At 72.6% G+C, this 18,549-nt stretch carries 15 protein-coding genes and 1 pseudogene; 9 read left to right on the forward strand and 7 right to left on the reverse strand.

The window, feature by feature from the left end; genetic code table 11:
- Positions 1 to 95: 95 nt before the first annotated feature.
- The 4 genes from ACFVHI_RS35095 to ACFVHI_RS35110 form a co-directional block, all read right to left on the reverse strand.
- On the reverse strand, positions 96 to 3,365 hold the full coding sequence (locus ACFVHI_RS35095) for an LPXTG cell wall anchor domain-containing protein (protein WP_380346006.1): 3,270 nt from the start codon (positions 3,363 to 3,365) through the stop codon (positions 96 to 98).
- A 553-nt stretch (positions 3,366 to 3,918) separates the two neighbouring features.
- Positions 3,919 to 4,443: an AAA family ATPase gene (locus ACFVHI_RS35100; RefSeq protein ID WP_380345987.1), complete on the reverse strand. Its 525-nt coding sequence runs from the start codon at positions 4,441 to 4,443 to the stop codon at positions 3,919 to 3,921.
- A gap of 76 nt (positions 4,444 to 4,519) precedes the next feature.
- On the reverse strand, positions 4,520 to 5,182 hold the full coding sequence (locus tag ACFVHI_RS35105; RefSeq protein ID WP_380345989.1) for an AAA family ATPase: 663 nt from the start codon (positions 5,180 to 5,182) through the stop codon (positions 4,520 to 4,522).
- A gap of 390 nt (positions 5,183 to 5,572) precedes the next feature.
- Positions 5,573 to 6,094: a DUF6328 family protein gene (locus ACFVHI_RS35110; RefSeq protein WP_063352945.1), complete on the reverse strand. Its 522-nt coding sequence runs from the start codon at positions 6,092 to 6,094 to the stop codon at positions 5,573 to 5,575.
- Positions 6,095 to 6,265: 171 nt separating this feature from the next.
- On the opposite strand from ACFVHI_RS35110, the pseudogene ACFVHI_RS35115 reads away from it, so the two are divergent.
- A pseudogene (locus ACFVHI_RS35115) lies at positions 6,266 to 6,517 on the forward strand (RNA-guided endonuclease TnpB family protein); the annotation flags it as partial.
- A gap of 38 nt (positions 6,518 to 6,555) precedes the next feature.
- Here the strand turns inward: ACFVHI_RS35115 and ACFVHI_RS35120 are convergent.
- Positions 6,556 to 7,149 carry a MarR family winged helix-turn-helix transcriptional regulator gene (locus ACFVHI_RS35120; RefSeq protein WP_380345991.1) on the reverse strand — a complete coding sequence of 198 codons (594 nt, stop codon included), beginning with the start codon at positions 7,147 to 7,149 and terminating at the stop codon, positions 6,556 to 6,558.
- A 48-nt stretch (positions 7,150 to 7,197) separates the two neighbouring features.
- Between ACFVHI_RS35120 and ACFVHI_RS35125 the strand changes: the two genes are divergently transcribed.
- From ACFVHI_RS35125 to ACFVHI_RS35150, 6 genes are all read left to right on the forward strand, one after another.
- On the forward strand, positions 7,198 to 8,109 hold the full coding sequence (locus ACFVHI_RS35125; RefSeq protein ID WP_380345993.1) for an EamA family transporter: 912 nt from the start codon (positions 7,198 to 7,200) through the stop codon (positions 8,107 to 8,109).
- Between the two features lie 254 nt (positions 8,110 to 8,363).
- The gene (locus tag ACFVHI_RS35130; protein WP_063352942.1) at positions 8,364 to 9,260 is read left to right on the forward strand and encodes a neutral zinc metallopeptidase; all 897 of its coding nucleotides are present in this window, start codon (positions 8,364 to 8,366) and stop codon (positions 9,258 to 9,260) included.
- A gap of 161 nt (positions 9,261 to 9,421) precedes the next feature.
- Positions 9,422 to 9,796 carry a hypothetical protein gene (locus tag ACFVHI_RS35135; protein ID WP_380345995.1) on the forward strand — a complete coding sequence of 125 codons (375 nt, stop codon included), beginning with the start codon at positions 9,422 to 9,424 and terminating at the stop codon, positions 9,794 to 9,796.
- A 341-nt stretch (positions 9,797 to 10,137) separates the two neighbouring features.
- A complete protein-coding gene (locus ACFVHI_RS35140) occupies positions 10,138 to 11,232 on the forward strand; it encodes a sugar ABC transporter substrate-binding protein (protein WP_380345997.1) in 1,095 nt (364 codons plus the stop codon).
- A gap of 86 nt (positions 11,233 to 11,318) precedes the next feature.
- The gene (locus tag ACFVHI_RS35145; protein WP_380345999.1) at positions 11,319 to 12,104 is read left to right on the forward strand and encodes an ATP-binding cassette domain-containing protein; all 786 of its coding nucleotides are present in this window, start codon (positions 11,319 to 11,321) and stop codon (positions 12,102 to 12,104) included.
- A complete protein-coding gene (locus ACFVHI_RS35150) occupies positions 12,101 to 13,363 on the forward strand; it encodes a sugar ABC transporter permease (RefSeq protein WP_380346001.1) in 1,263 nt (420 codons plus the stop codon). The genes ACFVHI_RS35145 and ACFVHI_RS35150 overlap by 4 nt, the downstream gene beginning before the upstream one ends.
- Before the next feature lie 201 nt (positions 13,364 to 13,564).
- On the opposite strand, the gene ACFVHI_RS35155 is transcribed toward ACFVHI_RS35150, so the two are convergent.
- Positions 13,565 to 14,101 carry a DUF6879 family protein gene (locus ACFVHI_RS35155; protein WP_380346008.1) on the reverse strand — a complete coding sequence of 179 codons (537 nt, stop codon included), beginning with the start codon at positions 14,099 to 14,101 and terminating at the stop codon, positions 13,565 to 13,567.
- Between the two features lie 723 nt (positions 14,102 to 14,824).
- Here ACFVHI_RS35155 and ACFVHI_RS35160 point away from each other — a divergent pair.
- Positions 14,825 to 15,706 (forward strand): S41 family peptidase, encoded by an 882-nt coding sequence (locus tag ACFVHI_RS35160; RefSeq protein ID WP_380346002.1) that lies wholly within the window; start codon positions 14,825 to 14,827, stop codon positions 15,704 to 15,706.
- A 139-nt stretch (positions 15,707 to 15,845) separates the two neighbouring features.
- Here ACFVHI_RS35160 and ACFVHI_RS35165 read toward each other — a convergent pair whose 3' ends face one another.
- Entirely contained in the window at positions 15,846 to 17,483 is a 1,638-nt protein-coding gene (locus ACFVHI_RS35165; protein WP_380346004.1) for an alkaline phosphatase D family protein, read from the reverse strand.
- Between the two features lie 512 nt (positions 17,484 to 17,995).
- Here ACFVHI_RS35165 and ACFVHI_RS35170 point away from each other — a divergent pair.
- Positions 17,996 to 18,445: a hypothetical protein gene (locus ACFVHI_RS35170; RefSeq protein ID WP_159398753.1), complete on the forward strand. Its 450-nt coding sequence runs from the start codon at positions 17,996 to 17,998 to the stop codon at positions 18,443 to 18,445.
- Positions 18,446 to 18,549: the final 104 nt, after the last annotated feature.

Raw genomic sequence — 18,549 nt, forward strand, 5'->3', positions numbered from 1 at the left:
GTCTCGCTGGTGCGGGACGGACGCCGGCCGGGCGCAGACCGGCGGCGGCCCCCGGCGCCCACGCTCCGGGGACCGCCGCCGTCAGCCGCCGTTTGCTAGCCGCGACGACGGTTGCGGCGCGTCACCAACGCCAGCCCGCCGCCGAGGAGCAGGAGACTCCCCGCCAGCCCGGCCAGGTGGGTGTTCGCGCCGGTGCTCGGCAGGTGGCCGTGCGGCGGCTTCGCGGTCACCGTCGCGCTGGACGGCGGGGAGGTCACCGGCGGACCGGACGGCGGAGTGCCCGTCGCCGTCGCCGTGTTGGTGACCTTCCCGCTGTCGACATCCGCCTGCGTGACGGTGTAGTTGGCGGTGCAGGTCACGGACGTGCCGGGCGCGAGCGAGGCCGCGCCGGCCGGGCAGGTCACCACGGGCGGAGTGCCGCTGCCCGAGAACGCCGTCTCGTTCACCGTCACATCGGTCAGCGTGGCGCTCCCGGTGTTGGTCACCAGGAAGCTGTAGTCGACGACCTGCCCGACGGCCGAAACCGTGGTCGGCGAGGCCGACTTGACCACGGTGAGCGCCGGGGCCGGGGTGTTCGGGACGCTGGTCGAGGACGGCGGGGACGTCGCGGGCGGACCGGTGGGCGGAGTGCCCGTCGCCGTCGCCGTGTTGGTGACCTTCCCACTGTCGACATCCGCCTGCGTGACGGTGTAGTTGGCGGTGCAGGTCACGGACGCGCCGGGTGCGAGCGAGGCGGCGCCGGCCGGGCAGGTGATCGTGGGCGGGGTGCCGCTGCCGGAGAACGCGGTCTCGTTCACGGTGACGTTGGTCAGGGTGACGTTGCCGGTGTTGGTCACCAGGAAGGAGTAGTGCAGCACCTGGCCGACGCCGGTCAGTTCGGTCGCATCCACCGACTTCATGATGGTGAGCGCCGGGTTGGGGGTCGCGGTGACGGTTGCGTTGGAGGGTTGTGAGGTGACCGGCGGGCCGGTGGGCGGTGTGCCGGTGGCCGTCGCGGTGTTGGTGATCGAGCCTGCGTTGATGTCGGCCTGTGTGACGGTGTAGTTGGCGGTGCAGGTCACGGACGTATTGGGGGCGAGGGAGGCGGCGCCGGCCGGGCAGGTGATCACGGGCGCCGGACCGCTGCCGGAGAACGCGGTCTCGTTCACGGTGACGTTGGTGAGCGTGACGTTGCCGGTGTTGGTCACGAGGAAGCTGTAGTCGACGACCTGCCCGACGGCGGTGACCGTGGTCGGGGACGCGGTCTTCATGATCGTGAGCGCGGGCGTCGCGGGGACGGGTGTGTTGGTGAAGGTGCAGACCACCAGCGGGCTGTTCTTGCCCTCCACCGTGGGTGGGAACGGCAGGTTGAAGGTGGTCGCGCCGGTGCCCGAGGCGACCGGGGCGTTGCCGTTGGCCGTGTCGACGCAGTCGTAGGCGGTGGTGTAGTTGGCGAGGCTGCCGGAGGCGGCGGTCTCGGTCAGTGTGTAGGTGGTTCCCGACACGGCGATGACCGGGCCGGCGGGGGGTGTCTGGATGCCGGTGCTGGTGCCGGTCGTGGTGGCGGTGTTGCCCTGGGTGACGCCGCCGCCGGTGATCGCCAGGTTGAACTGGTCGTTCGACGTGGTCGACGAGGCGAACCGGCCGACGATGTTCTTCTGCAGGGCCAGGGTCGGGTTGGTGGAGCAGGCGCCGAGGTCCACGGACAGGAACGCGTTGTTGGAGTACGGCGTGGGCCCGGCCGTGATCACGCCGGTGTTCGGGTTGAGCTGCTCCAGGAAGGTGGTGGTCCCCGAGGCGAACTCGATGTAGAGCATTCCGGCGTTGTCGAAGGCCGCCCCGTTGAACGAGTTGCTGTCCGGGTTGGGCAGGGTGCTCAGCACCGTGTCGGTCAGCGGTACGCCGGTGGCCGACCCGGTGGTGGGGATCGGCCCGGCGACCCGGCCGATGGCGGCGTCGGTGCCGACGGAGGAGAGGGCGTAGAGGTTGCCGCCCGCGTCGAAGGTGATGTCGCCGTTGGGGCCGGAGGCGCCGGTGACGGGCAGGTCGAAGGTGGCGATCACGCCGGGGATCGCCGTGTTGGTGGTGGTGTTGAAGCCGTAGAGGGTGGCCACGCCGGGCGTGGTCGCCGTGCCGGGCTCGAAGCTGGCGTAGTAGTAGACGCCGTTGACCGGGTCCACCGCGCCGGAGACGAAGGAGTCGGTGGTGGCGCCGGCGGTTCCCGTGTACGTGGTCCAGGTCTGGGTGGCCGCGTTGTAGCCGTACACATTGACGGACCCGGCGACGGTCGGGGTCTGGTCGACCACGTAGGCGGCGGTGCCGCCGTCGGTGATCCCGAGGGCGTTGGTGAAGCCCGACCCGGCGGGGAGCGTGCTGACCGTCGTCGCGGTCACGCTGGATCCGCCGACGCTGCCGGCTGCCAGGGCCAGCAGGGTGCCGTTCGCGGCGGTGGAGGAGCCGCGCTGGATGGCGTAGATCGTGTTGCCCGTGCAGTCCAGGGGGTCGCCGGGTGCCCGGGGCAGGCGGCCGAGCGGGGCGGCGCTCGCCGGGGCGGCCGCGCTGCTCGGCCCGGCCGGACCGGCCGCTGCGGATGGCGCGGCCTCCGGGGACGGGGCTCCTGGAGCGCTGCTCCGGCCGGTGGGCGTCGCGGCCGGTGAGGGGTCGGCCTGCGCCGTCGTGGCGCCGGCGCCGGGGTCCTTCCACTCCAGCACGACGAGGCCGTTGCCGCCGTCGCCGCTGTGGCCGCCGCCGTCCTTCGCCGCGTCGGCACTGGTGTTGGCGCTGGTGTCGGTGCTGTTGACGCCCGCGATGGACGGCGCGAAGCCGCCGAAGGCCGCCCCGGTGACGTACTGGCGCTCGGTCACGTGAGGGGCGAGGCCTTGCGACCCGTCTTCAGGACCGGCCCCGGCCCCGGCCGTGCCGGCGCCGCTCGCAGCCGCGCTCGTGGCCGAGGCCGTGCCGCCGTCGGCTGCCAGCAGGGTGTCCGCGGGGGTGTGTGGCTGGCCCGACCGGATGGTGGAGGCGCCACCGCTGCGGGCCGCCGGGGAGTCCGGGTCGTCGGGACGCGACCGCCCGCCCTGGCCCGGCACCACCGTCAGCCGCTGTCCGGCCGTCACCTCCAGCAGCGCGGTCGCGTAGGCGCCGGCGGCGCCCGGCCGGTTCGCGTGGTCGTGGCCGGCTGCGGCGGTGTCGCCGTCGGCGGCCGCACCCGCGCCCCAGGCCTTCGCCCTGATCGAGGAGACCCCGGTGGGGACGGTGAAGTCCTGGTCGCTTCCGGTGTAGGCGAAGGACAGGCAGTCGGTGTAGCCGGCATCGGCCGGGCACGTCTGAGCCGTGTGCGCGGCGGGTGCGGCCAGCAGCGGGACGAGCGGCGCCGGCGCCAGCATCAGCACGGCCGCCAGCATTCCCGTCCAGCCGCGCCGCGTCGAGCCCGCCCTCCTCGGCGGACGGGCCAGGGCTCTTCCTGGTGCCTCGAAGGCTCGGGCCAAGCCCCAGTGGCGTCTGATTTCGGGCATCGGGGACTCCCCAGGGTGCTCGCGGGACTCTTGGATGACGGCATGAATGCGGCCGTAAGGTGACGAACTGACTATGTCGTCCGTGTTATCCGGGCTGATCCGGCGCGCGGGAGAAGTCATCCCGGCGGCCCATGCGAGCGAGCTGACAATCTGACGGACGGACCGCCGAGTACGGCTGTCGGAGTGACGGCCGACGCCATGGCGGTCACGGCGGTCACGGCGCCTCGCCTGCAAGCGGGGCCCGGCGCGGGGTCCTCCCCCTCGCGCGCTGCCCGCAAACGGACGGCCGGGCGCGGCAGGTCGGCGGAGCCGCCGTCCGCGCGAAGCCCGTCAAGCTCCTGCGGGAATCTGAACTCGCCTGCTGCTGCGCAGAGTTGATCCGGAAAGCCGCCGGGCTCACTGGCGAACTGACGGACAGTCGGCTTCAGGGGTTGGTGGCGAAGGCGGCGATGTCCGCCAGCGGCGGCCGGTAGCCGTGGGTGGTGTCCACGTGCAGGTGTGGCACCGGCAGGGACGGCGGGGTGAAGTCGTCCAGCAGGTTGCCCGGGCCGGGCGGGGCAGCGAGGAGCGCGCGGTCGGCGTGCGCGGCGCGGCGCGGGTGCGTCGTCAGGCGGGCCCGGATCCGGGCGCGGGCCACTGCCGGGTCCACCCGGCAGTGCACGATCCGCAGTTCGGTGTGCCCGGCCAGCGGGGTCAGGCCGGGTCGCCACAGCCGGTCCTGGAACGCGGCCTCCGCCACCACGCTCACCCCCGCGCGCACCAGGACCTCCAGGACGTCGAAGAACGCCGCGCGCACCGCCTCGTCGGGGTTCCCGGCCCGGGTACCCGCGTGCACCAGGCCCTCCTTCAGCTCGTCCCGGCACACCGCCGGGCAGCCGAGGGCCTGTGCCAGCGCGTGGGCCAGCGTCGTCTTCCCGCTGCCCGGCCCGCCGCTCACCACGATCAGCACCTGTGGACCCCTTTCGTCAGGTCAGACCACGTCAGGCCAGGTCAGGCCAGGTCAGGCCAGGTCAGGCCAGGTCAGCTCAGGTCAGGCCAGGCCAGGCCAGGGCGCGGAGCAGGCGGTCGGCGAGAGTGGGGTAGGGGCGGCAGTCCAGGACGGGCAGGTGGTGGGTGCGGGCCTGGTCGGCGAGCCAGTGGGAGTAGCGGGCGCTGACGGCGGCGCGGCGTTCCTGCGGGCCGCAGTCGGGCTCCCGCTGGGCGTAGTTGGCGCTGATGCCGGCCGCGTCGCCCTCGTGCAGGAACACGGCGCGCACGACGCGGCCCTGCCCGGCGGCCTCGGCGGCGGCGCGGGCGGCGGCGGCCGGGGTGAGGTAGTCGCCTTCGACGATCGCGGGCACGTCGACGGTGAGGCGGTTGCGCACCACGCCGAGCAGGGCGTCGTCCAGGGCGCGGGCGGTGGCGATCTGCAGTTCCAGGACGCGGTCGGCGGGCAGCGCGTCGGGGTCGTCGAGGCCGTCGAAGTGGTGCAGGCCGGGGTGGCCCTCGGCGGTGGTGGCGGCGTGCAGGGCGGCGACGACGTCGTCGAACTCGACCACGAACGCGCCGCTGTGCCGGGCGAGTTCGGCGGCGGCGCGGCTCTTGCCGAGGCCGGAGGCGCCGCCGAGCAGCAGGACGTCCCAGGTGGGGGCGCTGCCGTTGCCGTCCCCGTTGGCGCTCCCGCTGCCGTTGTTGTCGTTGCTGTGCATCCGGGCACGGTACCCGCCGCGCGGGGTGGGGCGGTAAGCGGTTTCGGGGGCGGGCGGGCTCTGAGGGGTGAGGGAGGTGTGGGCCTTCCCCGCCTGGCCCCCGGCGCCCGACAGCCGGCCCCGGCCCGGTCCCGTCCGTCACCCGCGCCGCACCCGCCCCCGGCGCGGCGCGGGTGACGGGAAGCGGGTCGCGGGAGGCGGAAGCGGGCGTCAGGCGTCGCGCGGCGGGCCGAAGTCGGCGGCGAGCACGGCGAGCCTGGCGAGCAGGGCGTCGGCGAGCGGGAAGGCGGCGTCGCCGGCCAGCCAGCGGCTCAGCGCGGTCACGTAGCAGTCGAGGACGAGGTCGGCGACGGCGGCCGGGTCGAGGTCTGGGGCGGATCCGTGTCCGGTTCAGTCGTCGTGCAGCGGGCGGCGCACCACCCAGGGCAGGACGAACCACAGCCCGGCGAAGATCAGCGCGACGACGGAGGTGATGGCCAGAGCCGTGGCGGTCCCGAGCACGACGTCCAGGACGAGCAGCACGGCGCCGGTGAGCGCGCAGGCCAGCAGCACCAAGCCCAACTGGGCGATGTGGACGGAGACCTTGACGATCCGCGCCTTGCCGGGGTGGCGGAACAGCCCGCGGTGCAGCGCCACCGGGGTGGCGAACACGGCCGAGGAGATGACGGCCAGCAGCAGGGTGGTGACGTAGACGTCCTGCTGGCCGTCGGTGAGGGTGGCGAAGCGCGGGGTGAAGGCGACCCCGAGCAGGAACGCGAACACGATCTGCACGCCGGTCTGCAGCACCCGCAGCTCCTGCAGCAGTTCCACCAGCCGCCGGTCGGCCCGGGCCCCCGGGCTCTCCGGGCCGGACGGGGACGGGGCGACGGGCGGCCCGGGTTCGGGCTGGGGCGGCGGCGGGGTGCTGGTCATGCGTCACCTTGATGTCGGAGGATGCCCCGGCTTTCGGGTCGGGGAGGAGCTCGGTTTTCCGCGTGGCGGGTCGGGGGCGGCCGTTTTGCCGCTCACCGGGCCGGTGTCCACCGCCCCGGTCCAAGCACCTTTGTCAGACCGTCAGGCTATGTTGCCGGTCATGGCGATCACGGCGCAGGACACGGACGGGTGTACCGGGCATGGCCGGTACACCTACCGGCTGCGATGGACTGCGCGCACTGCGATGCGAGAACCGAGCACGCACTGCCGCTGGGACTGCGCACCTATACCTGCACCACGTGCGGAGCCGTGTCCCCCAGGGACAAGAACTCCGCTTACGTGATGCTCAATCGGGCAGGTCTGAACCCGGCTGACGCTGATGGCAGAAGACCTGCCGGGACGCCGTCCCGGAAGGCGGCCTGAGTCACCAATCCACCCGACAGAAGCCGGAATCCCCGGCGTCAGCCGGGGGAGCAGTCAAATTCTGCTGGCCCGCCGTCCGGTGCGGTGCCGCCCGGTTCGGCGCCGTCCAGGCGGTGCTGCCAGGCGGTGAGGAGGGTCTGCAGGGCGGCGGCCTCCTCGGGGGACAGGAGGGCGAGCAGGCGGTGCTCGTTGCGCAGGTGGGCGGTGAACGCCTCGTCGATCAGCCGCAGTCCGGCGTCGGTGAGGGCGACGACGCGCCCGCGCCGGTCGCCCTCGGCGAGGCGGCGGGTGACGAGTCCGGCGCGTTCGAGGCGGTCGATCCGCTTGGTCATCGCGCCGGTGGTGACCATGGTGTGGGCGGCGAGTTCCCCGGGGGCCCGCTCGTAGGGGGCGCCGGTCCGGCGCAGCGCGGCCAGGACGTCGAAGTCGCCCTCGCCGAGGCCGTAGCGGGAGTAGACCAGGGCGAGTTCGCCGGTCAGCCGGGCGGCGAGGCGGTGCAGGCGGCCGATGACGGCCAGCGGGGAGACGTCGAGGTCGGGGCGTTCGCGCCGCCACGCGGCCTGGATCAGCGCCACGTGGTCGGCGTCCGTGTCCGGCGGGGAGGGCGTCCGGGGGTGCTGCTGGTGCTCCATGGGGCCATCCTACCGCCAGTATCTTCCCGGGAAGGTATATTGCCTTCCATGGAAGCCAATCTGCGGTGGGTCCTGCTGACCGCGGTCGCGCCACTCGCCTGGGGCGCCAACTACTACGTAACCCACGCCTACCTGCCCGCCGACCGGCCCCTGTGGGGCGCGGCCCTGCGCGCCCTGCCCGCCGGATTGGTCCTGCTCACCCTGTCCCGCCGCCGCCCGCACGGGCCCTGGTGGTGGCGCAGCGCCCTGCTCGGACTGCTGAACACCGCGGTGTTCTTCGTCCTGCTCTACCTCGCCTCCCAACTGCTGCCCACCAGCACCGCCGCCACCGTCATGGCCGCCTCCCCGCTGGCGATGCTGCTCACCGCCTGGGCACTGGCCGGGCAGCGCCCGCACCGCGCCCACCTGGTCGGCGCGGTGGTGGGCCTGGGCGGGGTGGCGCTGACGCTGCTCGGCGCGGGCGGCGCGGGCGGCGCGGTCGGCAGGGCGGGGCTGGCGGCGTCGGTGGCGGCGATGCTGGTCTCCTGCGTCGGCTACGTGCTGGCCGCCCGCTGGCGCGAGGGCGCGGACCCACTGGCCGTCACCTCCTGGCAGCTGACCGCCGGCGGCCTGATGCTGCTGCCCCTGGCCGCCGCCGCGGAGGGCGCGCCCCCGGCGATGGACGCCCGCGCACTCCTGGCCTTCGGCTACGTCACCCTGGTGGCCACCGCCCTCGCCTTCGCCCTCTGGTTCGCGGGCCTGCGCCACCTGCCGGCCGGCACGGTCGGCCTGCTCGGCCTGTTCAACCCGCTCGCCGGCGTCCTGCTGGGCGCCGGCCTCGCGGGGGAGGGGCTCGGCACGCGCCAGGTGTGCGGGCTGGCCCTGGTCCTGGCCGGCGTCCTGCTCGGCCGCCTCCGCGGGCCCGCCCGCCCTGCCGAGGTCTCCGTCGCGGCCGAATCCGGCACCCGCATCCGGAGTTGACGAATCGTCAGTCCATCGGCCGGGTCGGATGGTGATCCAGGACGGCACACGCGGCCCCGGGGGAGCGGTGCCCGATCGCCACGGCCACGGCCACGGCCACGGCCACGTCCGCAGTCGCCGCCCGCCCCCGCCCGGCCCCTGCCGCCCGCGCCCCCGCTGCGCCGCGCCGGCGCCCGCTGCCCGTAGGCTGGGCGGGCCGTCACCGGCACAGACCGTCACCAGTACTGACAAACACGACAGAAGCGGGCAGGGGCATGCAGTTCGACGACCAGGGCGACCTCGACACCTCGCAGGTGGACGACCGGCGCGGGATCCCGGGCGGGAAGGTCGCCATCGGCGGCGGGGCGGTGGGCCTGATCGTCGTGCTGTTCGCGGTCGTCCTGGGCGTGGACCCCCAGCTGCTGGGCCTGTCCTCCGGCGGCGGCTCCACCACCTCCAACGGCGCGCACACCGCCGGCGAGGTGCAGCAGGCCTGCAAGACCGGTGCGGACGCCAACCGGCGCCAGGACTGCCGGATCGTGGCGGTCACCAACAGCGTGCAGGAGTTCTGGCGCGCCGAACTGCCCAAGCGCACGGGCACCGCGTACCGCAACGCCGAGACGGTGCTGTTCACCGGTCAGGTCTCCACCGCCTGCGGCCCGGCGACCTCCGCCGTCGGCCCGTTCTACTGCCCCGGCGACCGCAAGGCCTACTTCGACCTCGGCTTCTTCAACGAGCTCTCGGCCCGCTTCGGCGCCAAGGGCGGGCCCTTCGCCGAGTCCTACGTCGTCGCCCACGAGTACGGCCACCACCTCCAGAACCTCCTCGGCACCATGCAGAAGGTGGGCAGCGACCGCCAGGGCGCCAACAGCGCCTCCGTGAAGCTGGAACTCCAGGCCGACTGCTACGCCGGGGTGTGGGCGCACCACGCCACCACCACCCCGCAGCCCTCCACCGGGCGGCCGCTGATCGCCTCCCTCACCGACCAGGACATCGCCCAGGGCCTGGACGCGGCCGCGGCCGTCGGCGACGACCGGATCCAGAAGCAGGCCACCGGCCGGGTCAACCCGGAGGGCTGGACCCACGGCTCCTCCGAGCAGCGCAAGACCTGGTTCACCACCGGCTACCGCACCGGCGACCTCGCCCAGTGCGACACCTTCGGCAAGCTCTAGCCCCGCGAGCTCTAGCCCAGCGAGCCGGCAGGCCGGCTCCCGGAGTGCGGCGGCGCGCCCCTGTCAGATGTCAGGGACCGCCGCCGCGCCCGCGTTCCTAGGCTGCTGAGCACCGGCCGGACCCCACGTCAGGCCGCTCACCAGCCAAGGGAGAACCATCCATGCGCAGGATCACCCACGCCGTCGCCACCCTCGCCCTCGCGACCGCGGCCCTGACCACCCTGACCACCCTGGGCGCCGGCAGCGCCGGCGCCGCCGACGGCTCCTGGGCGGGCTGTCCGTACGGGGCGGTCTGCGTCTACCCGCAGAACCAGAACCCGGCCTCGGCCCCGAGCGAGGTGTACTGGAGCTACGGCGCGCACAACCTGAGCAACCAGTACGGCAACCACTGGGTCCTCAACAACCAGTCCGGCGGCGCCCACGCCCGCCTGTGCAAGGGCTCGGGCGGCGGCAGCTGCGTCTACGACATCCCGGCGCAGAACGGCGTCTGGTACGACCTGGGCCCGATCAACTCGATCACCCTCGACCGCCCCTGACGCGTCGTTCCCGACGCGCTGCCCCTGACGCACCGGTACCACCGTGCACCGGTACCACCGCGCACGGGGGCGCCCGCCGCACGGGGGGCGGCGGGCGCCCCACCTCCCTGACGCCCCGACAGGTTGATCGACTCTTGAACGGCGGGCCCCGTAACGGGCGCCGCCGTTCCGTCATTTGGAGCTTCCTCCAGGTTTCAACTCCCCGTCAGTGTTCATGAAGATAACGAGTAGAGGCGCATCGCCCGCAGTCTGAATTTACTTATTGACGTCATGTACGCGTTCAGGTTTAACTCCCCCCACCCCGCCGCAGAGCCGCGGCGACGTCAGGGAGAGGCACCCCCATGAACGCAGCACTGCGTCGCGTCCTCATCGCCACCACCGGCATCTCACTGGCCCTGTCCATGGCCGCCTGCGGCAAGGCGGGCGGCGACAAGAAGGACGCGGCCGCCTCCGGAGACGGCAAGTCCATCGGGCTGCTCCTACCCGAGAACGCCTCCTCCACCCGCTACGAATCCTTCGACCGCCCCTTCGTCGAGGCCAAGGTCGCCGCCCTGTGCGCGGACTGCAAGGTCCTCTACAACAACGCCGAGGGCAGCGCCGCCAAGCAGAAGCAACAGTTCGACACCCTCCTCGCCCAGGGCGTGAAGGTGATCATCCTGGACCCCTACAACGCCAAGTCCACCCAGGGCTGGGTCCAGGAGGCCGCCGCCAAGGGCGTCAAGGTCGTCGCCTACGACCGCCTGGCCACCGGACCGGTCGCCGCCTACGTCTCCTTCGACAACGAGAAGGTCGGCGAACTCCAGGGCCAGGCCCTCGTCGACGCCCTCGGCCCGCAGGCCGCCGACGCCAACGTCGCCATGATCAACGGCGACGAGGCCGACCCCAACGCCGCCGACTTCAAGACCGGCGCCCACAAGGTCCTCGACGCCAAGGTCAAGAAGATCGTCTACGAGCAGTCCGGCCAGTGGGACGCCACCATCGCCGGCCAGAAGATCGGCGCCGCCGTCACCCAGCTCGGCAAGAACGGCTTCCAGGCCGTCTACTCCGCCAACGACGGCATGGCCGGCGCCATCATCACCCAGCTCCAGGGCGCCGGCATCAAGGTCCCCGTCGGCGGCCAGGACGCCGGCCTCGACGCCATCCAGCGCATCGTCAACGGCGACCAGGCCTTCACCATCTACAAGGCCTACCGCCCGCTCGCCGACTCCGCCGCCGAACTGGCCGTCGCCCTCCTCAAGGGCAAGGACGTCAAGACCGTCGCCACCGCCACCGTCGACAGCGCCACCGACAAGGCCATCCCCGCCAAGTTCCTGGACGCCAAGGTCGTCACCAAGGCCAACATCGCCACCACCGTCGTCGCCGACGGCCTCTACAAGGTCTCCGACATCTGCACCGCCGACTACGCCGCCGCCTGCGCCGCCGCCGGCCTCAAGTAGCCCGGCCCGCCCAGCCGCCCAGCCGGCCCCGCCCAGCCGCCCAGCTCGACCCGGGTCCAAGTCCACCACCGCAGAAGAAGGTTCATGTGACAGGCGCACCCGTCCTCCAGCTGCGCTCGGTCTCCAAGCGCTTCGGTGCCGTCCAGGCCCTCACCGATGTCGGCCTCGACGTCCACCCCGGCGAAGTCCTCGCCCTCGTCGGCGACAACGGCGCCGGCAAGTCCACCCTCGTCAAGACCATCGCCGGCGTCCACCCCGTCGACGAGGGCACCATCACCTGGCACGGCGAGCCCGTGCGCCTGACCCGCCCTCAGGACGCCCAGGCCCTCGGCATCGCCACCGTCTACCAGGACCTCGCCCTGTGCGACAACCTCGACGTCATCGCGAACCTGTTCCTCGGACGCGAGAAACGCCGCCACGGGCTCCTGGACGAGGTCGCCATGGAGCAGCACGCCCGCGAACTCCTCGACACCCTCGCCATCCGCATCCCCGACGTGCGCACCCCCGTCGCCGCGCTCTCCGGCGGCCAGCGCCAGGTCGTCGCCATCGCCCGCGCCCTGGTCGGCGAGCCAGCCCTCGTCATCCTGGACGAGCCCACCGCCGCCCTCGGCGTCGAACAGACCGCCCAGGTCCTCGACCTCGTCGAGCGGCTGCGCGAACGCGGCCTGGCCGTCGTCCTCGTCAGCCACAACATGGCCGACGTGCGGGCCGTCGCCGACACCGTCGCCGTCCTGCGCCTGGGCCGCAACAACGGCGTCTTCCCCGTCGCCGGCACCACCCAGGAGCAGATCGTCTCCGCCATCACCGGAGCCACCGACAACGCCCACGCCCGGCGCCAGGCCCGCCACATCGAGGAGGAGGACGCCGCATGACCACGCCCAGCACCCCCGCCGACACCCCCGCGGCCCCCGGCGCCGACCCCCGCCTGCACACCCGGGCCGCCGGCCCCGCCGGCTACCTGGACGCCGCCCGCCGGCGCCTGGCCGCCGGCGAACTCGGCTCCCTGCCCGTCGTCGTCGGCCTCATCCTGATCGCCGTCATCTTCCAGTCCGTCACCGGCCACTTCCTCCAGGCCGACAACCTCACCAACATCACCCGCTTCATCGCCGGCCCCGGCCTCATCGCCGTCGGCGTCGTCTTCGTCCTCATCCTCGGCGAGATCGACCTCTCCCTGGGCTCCGTCGCCGGCGCCAGCGCCGCCCTCGCCGCCGTCCTCGCCGTGCGCCAGGGCGTCGCCGAATGGCTCGCCGTGCTCGCCGCCCTCGCCGCGGCCACCGCCATGGGCCTGCTGCATGGCCTCTTCTTCGCCCGCGTCGGCGTCCCCGCCTTCGTCGTCACCCTCGCCGGCATGCTCACCTGGAGCGGCCTGCAGGAGTACGTCCTGGGCGACCTCGGCACCGTCAACAACCGCCACGGCGGCCTCATCGCCACCCTCGACACCACCTTCCTCGGCGACGGCGACATCGCCTACGCCTGGGCCCTGGCGGTCCTCGCCCCAGCCCTCTACCTGCTCGCCCACCTGCGCACCGCCCGCCGGCGCACCGCCGCCGGCCTCACCGCCCGCCCCACCGCCGACACCGCCATCCGCACCGGCGCCCTGGCCGTGCTCACCCTCGCCACCGCCTACGCCCTCAACCAGGACCGCGGCCTGCCGCTGCCCCTGGTCGTGCTGGTGGGCGTCGTCGTCCTCACCGACTTCGTCCTGCGCCGCACCTCCTACGGGCGCCAGATCTTCGCGGTCGGCGGCGGCGTGGAGGCCGCCCGGCGCGCCGGCGTCAACGTGGCCCGGGTGCGGATCTCCGTCTTCATGCTGTCCGCGTTCCTGGCCGGCCTGGGCGGGCTGTTCTACGCCTCCCAGCAGGGCTCCGCCGACAAGCAACTGGGCGGCGGCAACGTCCTGATGAGCGCGATCGCCGCCGCCGTCATCGGCGGCACCAGCCTCTTCGGCGGCCGCGGCAAGACCTGGTCCGCGCTGCTGGGCATCCTGGTGATCCAGTCCATCACCACCGGCCTGGACATGGTCCACGCCGCCCAGGCCATCCAGTACATGATCACCGGCGCCGTCCTGCTCGCCGCCGTCGTCCTGGACTCCCTCTCCCGCCGCACCCGCACCGCCGCCGCCCGCACCTAGCGAAGCCCGAAAGACCCGGGCCCCTCTTCCCCGGCCTGGCGCTCCGCCGCATCGCGTGGCGCCAGGCCGGGGAACGCAGCGCCGCCCCGCCTCTCCTTCCCGGCTTCCGGCAACCGGTTGGCGACCACCCCATCGTGTCGATGGGCTGACGCGTTCGCCGCAGGAGGGGCGGGCAGTCCGGTGTTCGCAGGTAAAGGCAGGTCAGACGCTGTACTTGTCGTGCGGGGTGCCACGCTCCCACACGGCCTCGAACGCGCAGGAGACGAGACGAACCGTCGCGGAGTCCTCAAAGAAGGCGAACCCGGGCTCGGCCCAGTCGCCGTACCCCGTGAAGAAGTGGAACAGCACCAGCTTGTCGTCGATCAGCCAGAAGTCGTTCCCCGGCAGCGCGATGTCCGACGCCTGACTCCTCGGCAGCCACCGAACCAGTTCCCCGGCCGCCAGGTTCATCGGGGTGACCGCGTGCTCCCACCGGATGTAGTCGGTCACCGGCTCGGACACGATCCGGGCCCGCCGCATGACCACGCCACGACCGACCGTCTCGCGGACGAGTCCCAGCCACTCGGGCCACCACGACGCTTCGGGGTCCAGCTCGATCCCGCCGGTGCGGGCGAAGCGGTCGATCTCCTCGGCCTCGTCGCCCACGGCGTAGGAGTCACGCATCTCCAGATGAACCGCGGTCCTCTGAGCGCTCCTCAGCAGCGCGGCGAAGTCGGGCACGTTCGACACGTTCGACAGCCTCCTTCAGGATCGGCGCCATGCGGGCCGGGATCCGGATCACGGACTCATGAGGGGGGATCCCGAGCGGGAATCCCGAGCGTGCGGCCGGGAACCCACCCGGTCCCTGCGATCTTCTCGCAGATGGCGTCATCGGCCGCCCAGCTCTGCACGATGACCTCCGCCGCCCGTGCCGGGGTCGATGCCCACGAAACCCAGGGCCATGACGATCTCCAACGTCTGCGGAGTTGCGAGGACGCGCACCACCGTCAACCCTGCGAATCAGAATCACAACCCGGCATGCACGACATTGCACGAACCCGGCCAGAGCCGCAGATGAGCCGGACGTATCCCACGGCCGGCGTTGCCCTTGGGCCTGTTGGATTCCAACAGGCCCAGAACACACGAAGGCCCCTAGAAACCGCCGTGTGGTGCCGAGGCGAGTGGAAGTGGAGGGTGTCGGCGGATGGCGGCCCTGAGGTCCGGCCGCCCCGGGCGCCACACGCATGTCCGCGAGTGGCGCCCGGCTGACCTGGACGAGCCGACCGCGCTGCGCAGGAAGTCGGCGGGGGCGACTTCCTGCGCACGGTGGGGTGTTGCTCATGGGTGGGCGGCTTGGGCTTGGGCTTGGGTGCGGCAGTGGGTGAGGGCGGGTTTGATGCGGGGCCGGGGGAGGGGGTGACGGTGAGGAGTTCGCTGAGAAACCGCTGGGCATCGGGTCGGCCTTGCCCTACGATCGCGCGAATGATCACTCATGGAGCGATACTCGACACCGCCCTCGCCCGGATCACCGCTGGTTACGTGTTCCCCGAGAAGACGGCGGCCATTGAAGTGGCGATCCGGAACCGGCTGGCGGAAGGCGCTTATGAGGGCCTGGACGAGCGGGGGCTGTGCGAGCGGGTCACGGAGGACTTGCAGGGGGTGTGTCCGGACAAGCACCTGCGGCTGTTGTGGAGCGAGGAGCCGCAGTCGATGGACGAGGAGCCGGAGGACGTCGCCCGGGCCCGGTTCGAGCGGTACGCCCGGGAGAAGAACTACGGCATCCGGCGGGCAGAGCAACTCGACGGCAACATCGGCTACCTCGATCTGCGCATGATTCCCCCGGCCGGGGTGGGCGGTCCCGCGATCGCCGCCGCGATGCAATTGGTCGCTTCCACCGAGGCGTTGGTCATCGACCTGCGGCAGTGCAGCGGCGGCTCACCGGAGGGCGTTCAGCTGTGGTGCAGCTACTTCTTCGCTGACGACGAGGTGCACCTCAACGACATCTACGACCGGGCTACCGACTCCACCCGCCAGTACTGGACCCTCGGGCACCTCGCCGCGCCGCGCTATTCGGACCGGCCGGTGGCGGTGCTGACCAGCGACTTCACTTTCTCCGGTGGGGAGGAGCTGTCGTACAACCTGAAGGTGCTCAAGCGGGCGACGCTGGTCGGGCAGACGACGCGTGGTGGCGCCCACCCGACGGCCCGTATTCCTGTTGCGCCGCATGTGACGGTGACCGTGCCGGCGGCCCGCTCGATCAACCCGGTCACCGGCACCAACTGGGAGGGCGTTGGCGTGGAGCCGGACGTGGCGGTTGCCGCTGAGGACGCGCTGGAGAAGGCACTGGAACACCTTCGCGCGTAGTTGAGTCCCCCGGCTGCTCAGTCCTGAGCAGCCGGGGGGCCTATGCGAGGCAACTGGTGCGGCGCGGTCACGCTCAAGGCTCTCAGCCGCCCCCGGGGCCCGCCGCCCCCGTGAGCGGCGGGACCCGGGGGGTGGCGGGTCAGGCGGGGTGGATGCCCGGGTTGCCGGCCTGGGTGACGAAGGAGGCGGCGGTGGTGACGGTGCCGCCGGGGCGGGTGATGTGGGAGACGGCGCGGTAGTCGGCGCGGACCTGGTGGCGGTCCAGGGTGAGCGTGGTGTAGCCGCGCCGCCCGTCGTAGAACTTCATGTGCGGGTTGGCCGACATCAGGTTCTGCCAGTTGGACGGCTTCTCCTCGCCGTCGCCGTCGCTGCTGATCGAGGTGCCGACGAACTCCACGCCCACGGTGCGCGAGTCCGGCTTGTCGAAGTCGCGCTTGACGTCCAGGGCGTAGGCGACGTGGACGTCGCCGGTCAGGAGCACCAGGTTCTCCACCCCGGCCCGGTCGACGGCGGTCAGGAAGCGCTCGCGGGCGGCCGGGTAGCCGTCCCAGGCGTCCATGGAGAGCTTGGAGCGCTCGGCGGTGGTGTTCTTGCGGCGGGAGAAGACGACCTGCTGCGGCACGACGTTCCAGGTCGCCCGGGAGCGGTGCAGGCCCTCGGCGAACCAGCGCTCCTGGGCGGAGCCCATCAGGGTGCGCCGCGGGTCCTCGGACTCCGGGGTGGGGTACTGCCAGCCGTCGCCGTTGGCCTGGTCGTCGCGGTACTGGCGGGTGTCGAGGATGTCGAACTGCGCCAACTGCCCGAAGTGGACGCGCCGGTAGAGGGTGAGCTCGGTGCCGCGCGGCTGCGGCATCCGCAGCGGCATGTTCTCCCAGTACGCGCGGTAGGCGGCGGCGCGGCGGGCGATGAACGGCGCCGGGTCCTGGCCCTTCTCGGGGATGCCGGCCGCGTAGTTGTTCTCCACCTCGTGGTCGTCCCAGGTGACGTACCAGGGGTGGGCGGCGTGCGCGGCCTGGAGGTCGGGGTCGTTCTTGTAGAGGGAGTAGCGCAGCCGGTAGTCCTCCAGCGTGGCGGTCTCGTGGTTGAACAGCGCCGGCAGGGTGCGGTCGGTGTACTTGCGGTCGCCGCCCGCCGCGTCGATGCCGTACTCGTAGATGTAGTCGCCGACGTGGAACACCGCGGCCAGGTCCTCGTCGGCCAGGTGGCGGTAGGCGGTGAAGTAGCCGTCCTCGTAGGCCTGGCAGGACACCAGCCCGAAGCGGACGGCGTCCAGCCGGCGCCCGCGCTCCGGCGCGGTGCGGGTGCGGCCCACGGGGCTGCTCCAGGCGCCGACGGTGAAGCGGTACCAGTACACCCGGTCCGCGTCGAGGCCGTCGACGTCCACGTGCACCGCGTAGTTGAACTCGGCGTGCGCGCGGGCGCTGCCGCGCCGCACCACCTTGCGGAACCGCTCGTCGCGGGCCAGCTCCCAGCCCACCCGCACCGAGCCGGCGGGCGGCAGTCCGGCGCCGGGCTCCAGCGGGCGCGGCGCCAGGCGGGTCCACAGCACGACGGCCCCGGGCAGCGGGTCGCCGGAGGCCACGCCGAGGGTGAACGGGTTGCCGGTGATGGCGCGCGGTCCGAACTCGGCGTCCTCGGCGTGCGCGGACGGCAGGTTGACGGTGAACGCCAGCGCGGCGGCGGCCGAGGTGACGGTGAGGAAGCGGCGCCGGTCCAGCCGCGCGGCGGCCTCGCGTAGCTGCTGGTCGGGGGAGGGGCGGTCGGCAGGGCGGGTCATGGGGTGAAGGCCTTTCGCTGCTCGGCGGTGTGCGAAGGAATTCGAGTGGACCGCGCCGTACGCCAGGGGTCGGAATTCCGGCAGCCGAGTGATCATCTGATGGGGGAACCGTGAAGGTCCGACAAATCACCCCGGGTGGACGGAAATGGACGCGCGTAGCGCCCCCCGCGCGAACCGGTCCACTTGGCCCGCGACCGCAGACCGTCCAGTCCCCGACCGGGCCCGCCGCCGGCCCCGGCCCGCCCGCAGGACCCGCCCCGCAGCCACCCGGCAAAACCCCGAACCCGCACGAGGGGACGGCTGCTCCGTACCCGGAACGGGCCGCGCGACCGGGGCCGCCCCGCACTGCACAGCGACGCTGGCAAAGTCAAGAAAAACCACCCGAACGGGTGGGTCCACTTTTACGCCGGAGTGCGGTCGTGATGTACAACACGCTGGCACCCCAAGCGAGTTGACTGATAGGAATCACCCCGGGGGACCCGCCCATCAGCTCACACCTCTGGGAGGGAACCATGAAGAACCGCTTTGTACGTCGTGCGGGTGTTGTGGTGGCCGGCCTCGCCGTCCTGACAGTCGGCTTCGGCAGCACGGCGGCCATGGCGGCCGCCCCGGCCCCGGCCCCGGTCGCAGTGGTCCAGAACGTCACGCCCGCCATCACGGACGTGCAGACCTGGACCTACGTCACCGGCCCGCTGGAGACCACGCTCACCCTCGACACGACCGCCCGCTCCGCGTCCATCGTGGTGTACGCGAACGTGCCGTTCCTCGGCAAGGTCAAGGTCGGCAGCGCCTCCGGCAGCCTGACCGAGGGCATCACCTTCCACCTTGGCCTGTCGCCGTTCGTCAACGGCACGCAGAGGTTCTACCTGGTCGGCGACGACGTGCACCTGTACTACGACTTCGACGCGCTCGGCAAGCACTACACGGGCGACGTCAAGCTCGGCACGCTCCCGCCGTTCTAGCAGCCCCGCTCCACACCACCGGCGCCGCCCGCCGCGCCGTCCGCGACGACCCCCCCCGCCGCGTGGCGATCGCCACGACCCGCCGCCCCCGCGCTGACTCATAG

Origin of the sequence: Kitasatospora sp. NPDC127121, from assembly GCF_042677305.1 — a bacterium.
Classification (GTDB): domain Bacteria; phylum Actinomycetota; class Actinomycetes; order Streptomycetales; family Streptomycetaceae; genus Kitasatospora.

Bases quoted from the DNA above. Each gene is read 5' to 3' on its own strand.
- ACFVHI_RS35095 (WP_380346006.1), bottom strand. From the start codon at position 3,365: ATGCTGGCGCCGGCGCCGCTCGTCCCGCTGCTGGCCGCACCCGCCGCG.
- ACFVHI_RS35105 (WP_380345989.1), bottom strand. From the start codon at position 5,182: ATGCACAGCAACGACAACAACGGCAGCGGGAGCGCCAACGGGGACGGC.
- ACFVHI_RS35110 (WP_063352945.1), bottom strand. From the start codon at position 6,094: ATGACCAGCACCCCGCCGCCGCCCCAGCCCGAACCCGGGCCGCCCGTC.
- ACFVHI_RS35120 (WP_380345991.1), bottom strand. From the start codon at position 7,149: ATGGAGCACCAGCAGCACCCCCGGACGCCCTCCCCGCCGGACACGGAC.
- ACFVHI_RS35125 (WP_380345993.1), top strand. From the start codon at position 7,198: ATGGAAGCCAATCTGCGGTGGGTCCTGCTGACCGCGGTCGCGCCACTC.
- ACFVHI_RS35130 (WP_063352942.1), top strand. From the start codon at position 8,364: ATGCAGTTCGACGACCAGGGCGACCTCGACACCTCGCAGGTGGACGAC.
- ACFVHI_RS35135 (WP_380345995.1), top strand. From the start codon at position 9,422: ATGCGCAGGATCACCCACGCCGTCGCCACCCTCGCCCTCGCGACCGCG.
- ACFVHI_RS35140 (WP_380345997.1), top strand. From the start codon at position 10,138: ATGAACGCAGCACTGCGTCGCGTCCTCATCGCCACCACCGGCATCTCA.
- ACFVHI_RS35150 (WP_380346001.1), top strand. From the start codon at position 12,101: ATGACCACGCCCAGCACCCCCGCCGACACCCCCGCGGCCCCCGGCGCC.
- ACFVHI_RS35160 (WP_380346002.1), top strand. From the start codon at position 14,825: ATGATCACTCATGGAGCGATACTCGACACCGCCCTCGCCCGGATCACC.
- ACFVHI_RS35165 (WP_380346004.1), bottom strand. From the start codon at position 17,483: ATGACCCGCCCTGCCGACCGCCCCTCCCCCGACCAGCAGCTACGCGAG.
- ACFVHI_RS35170 (WP_159398753.1), top strand. From the start codon at position 17,996: ATGAAGAACCGCTTTGTACGTCGTGCGGGTGTTGTGGTGGCCGGCCTC.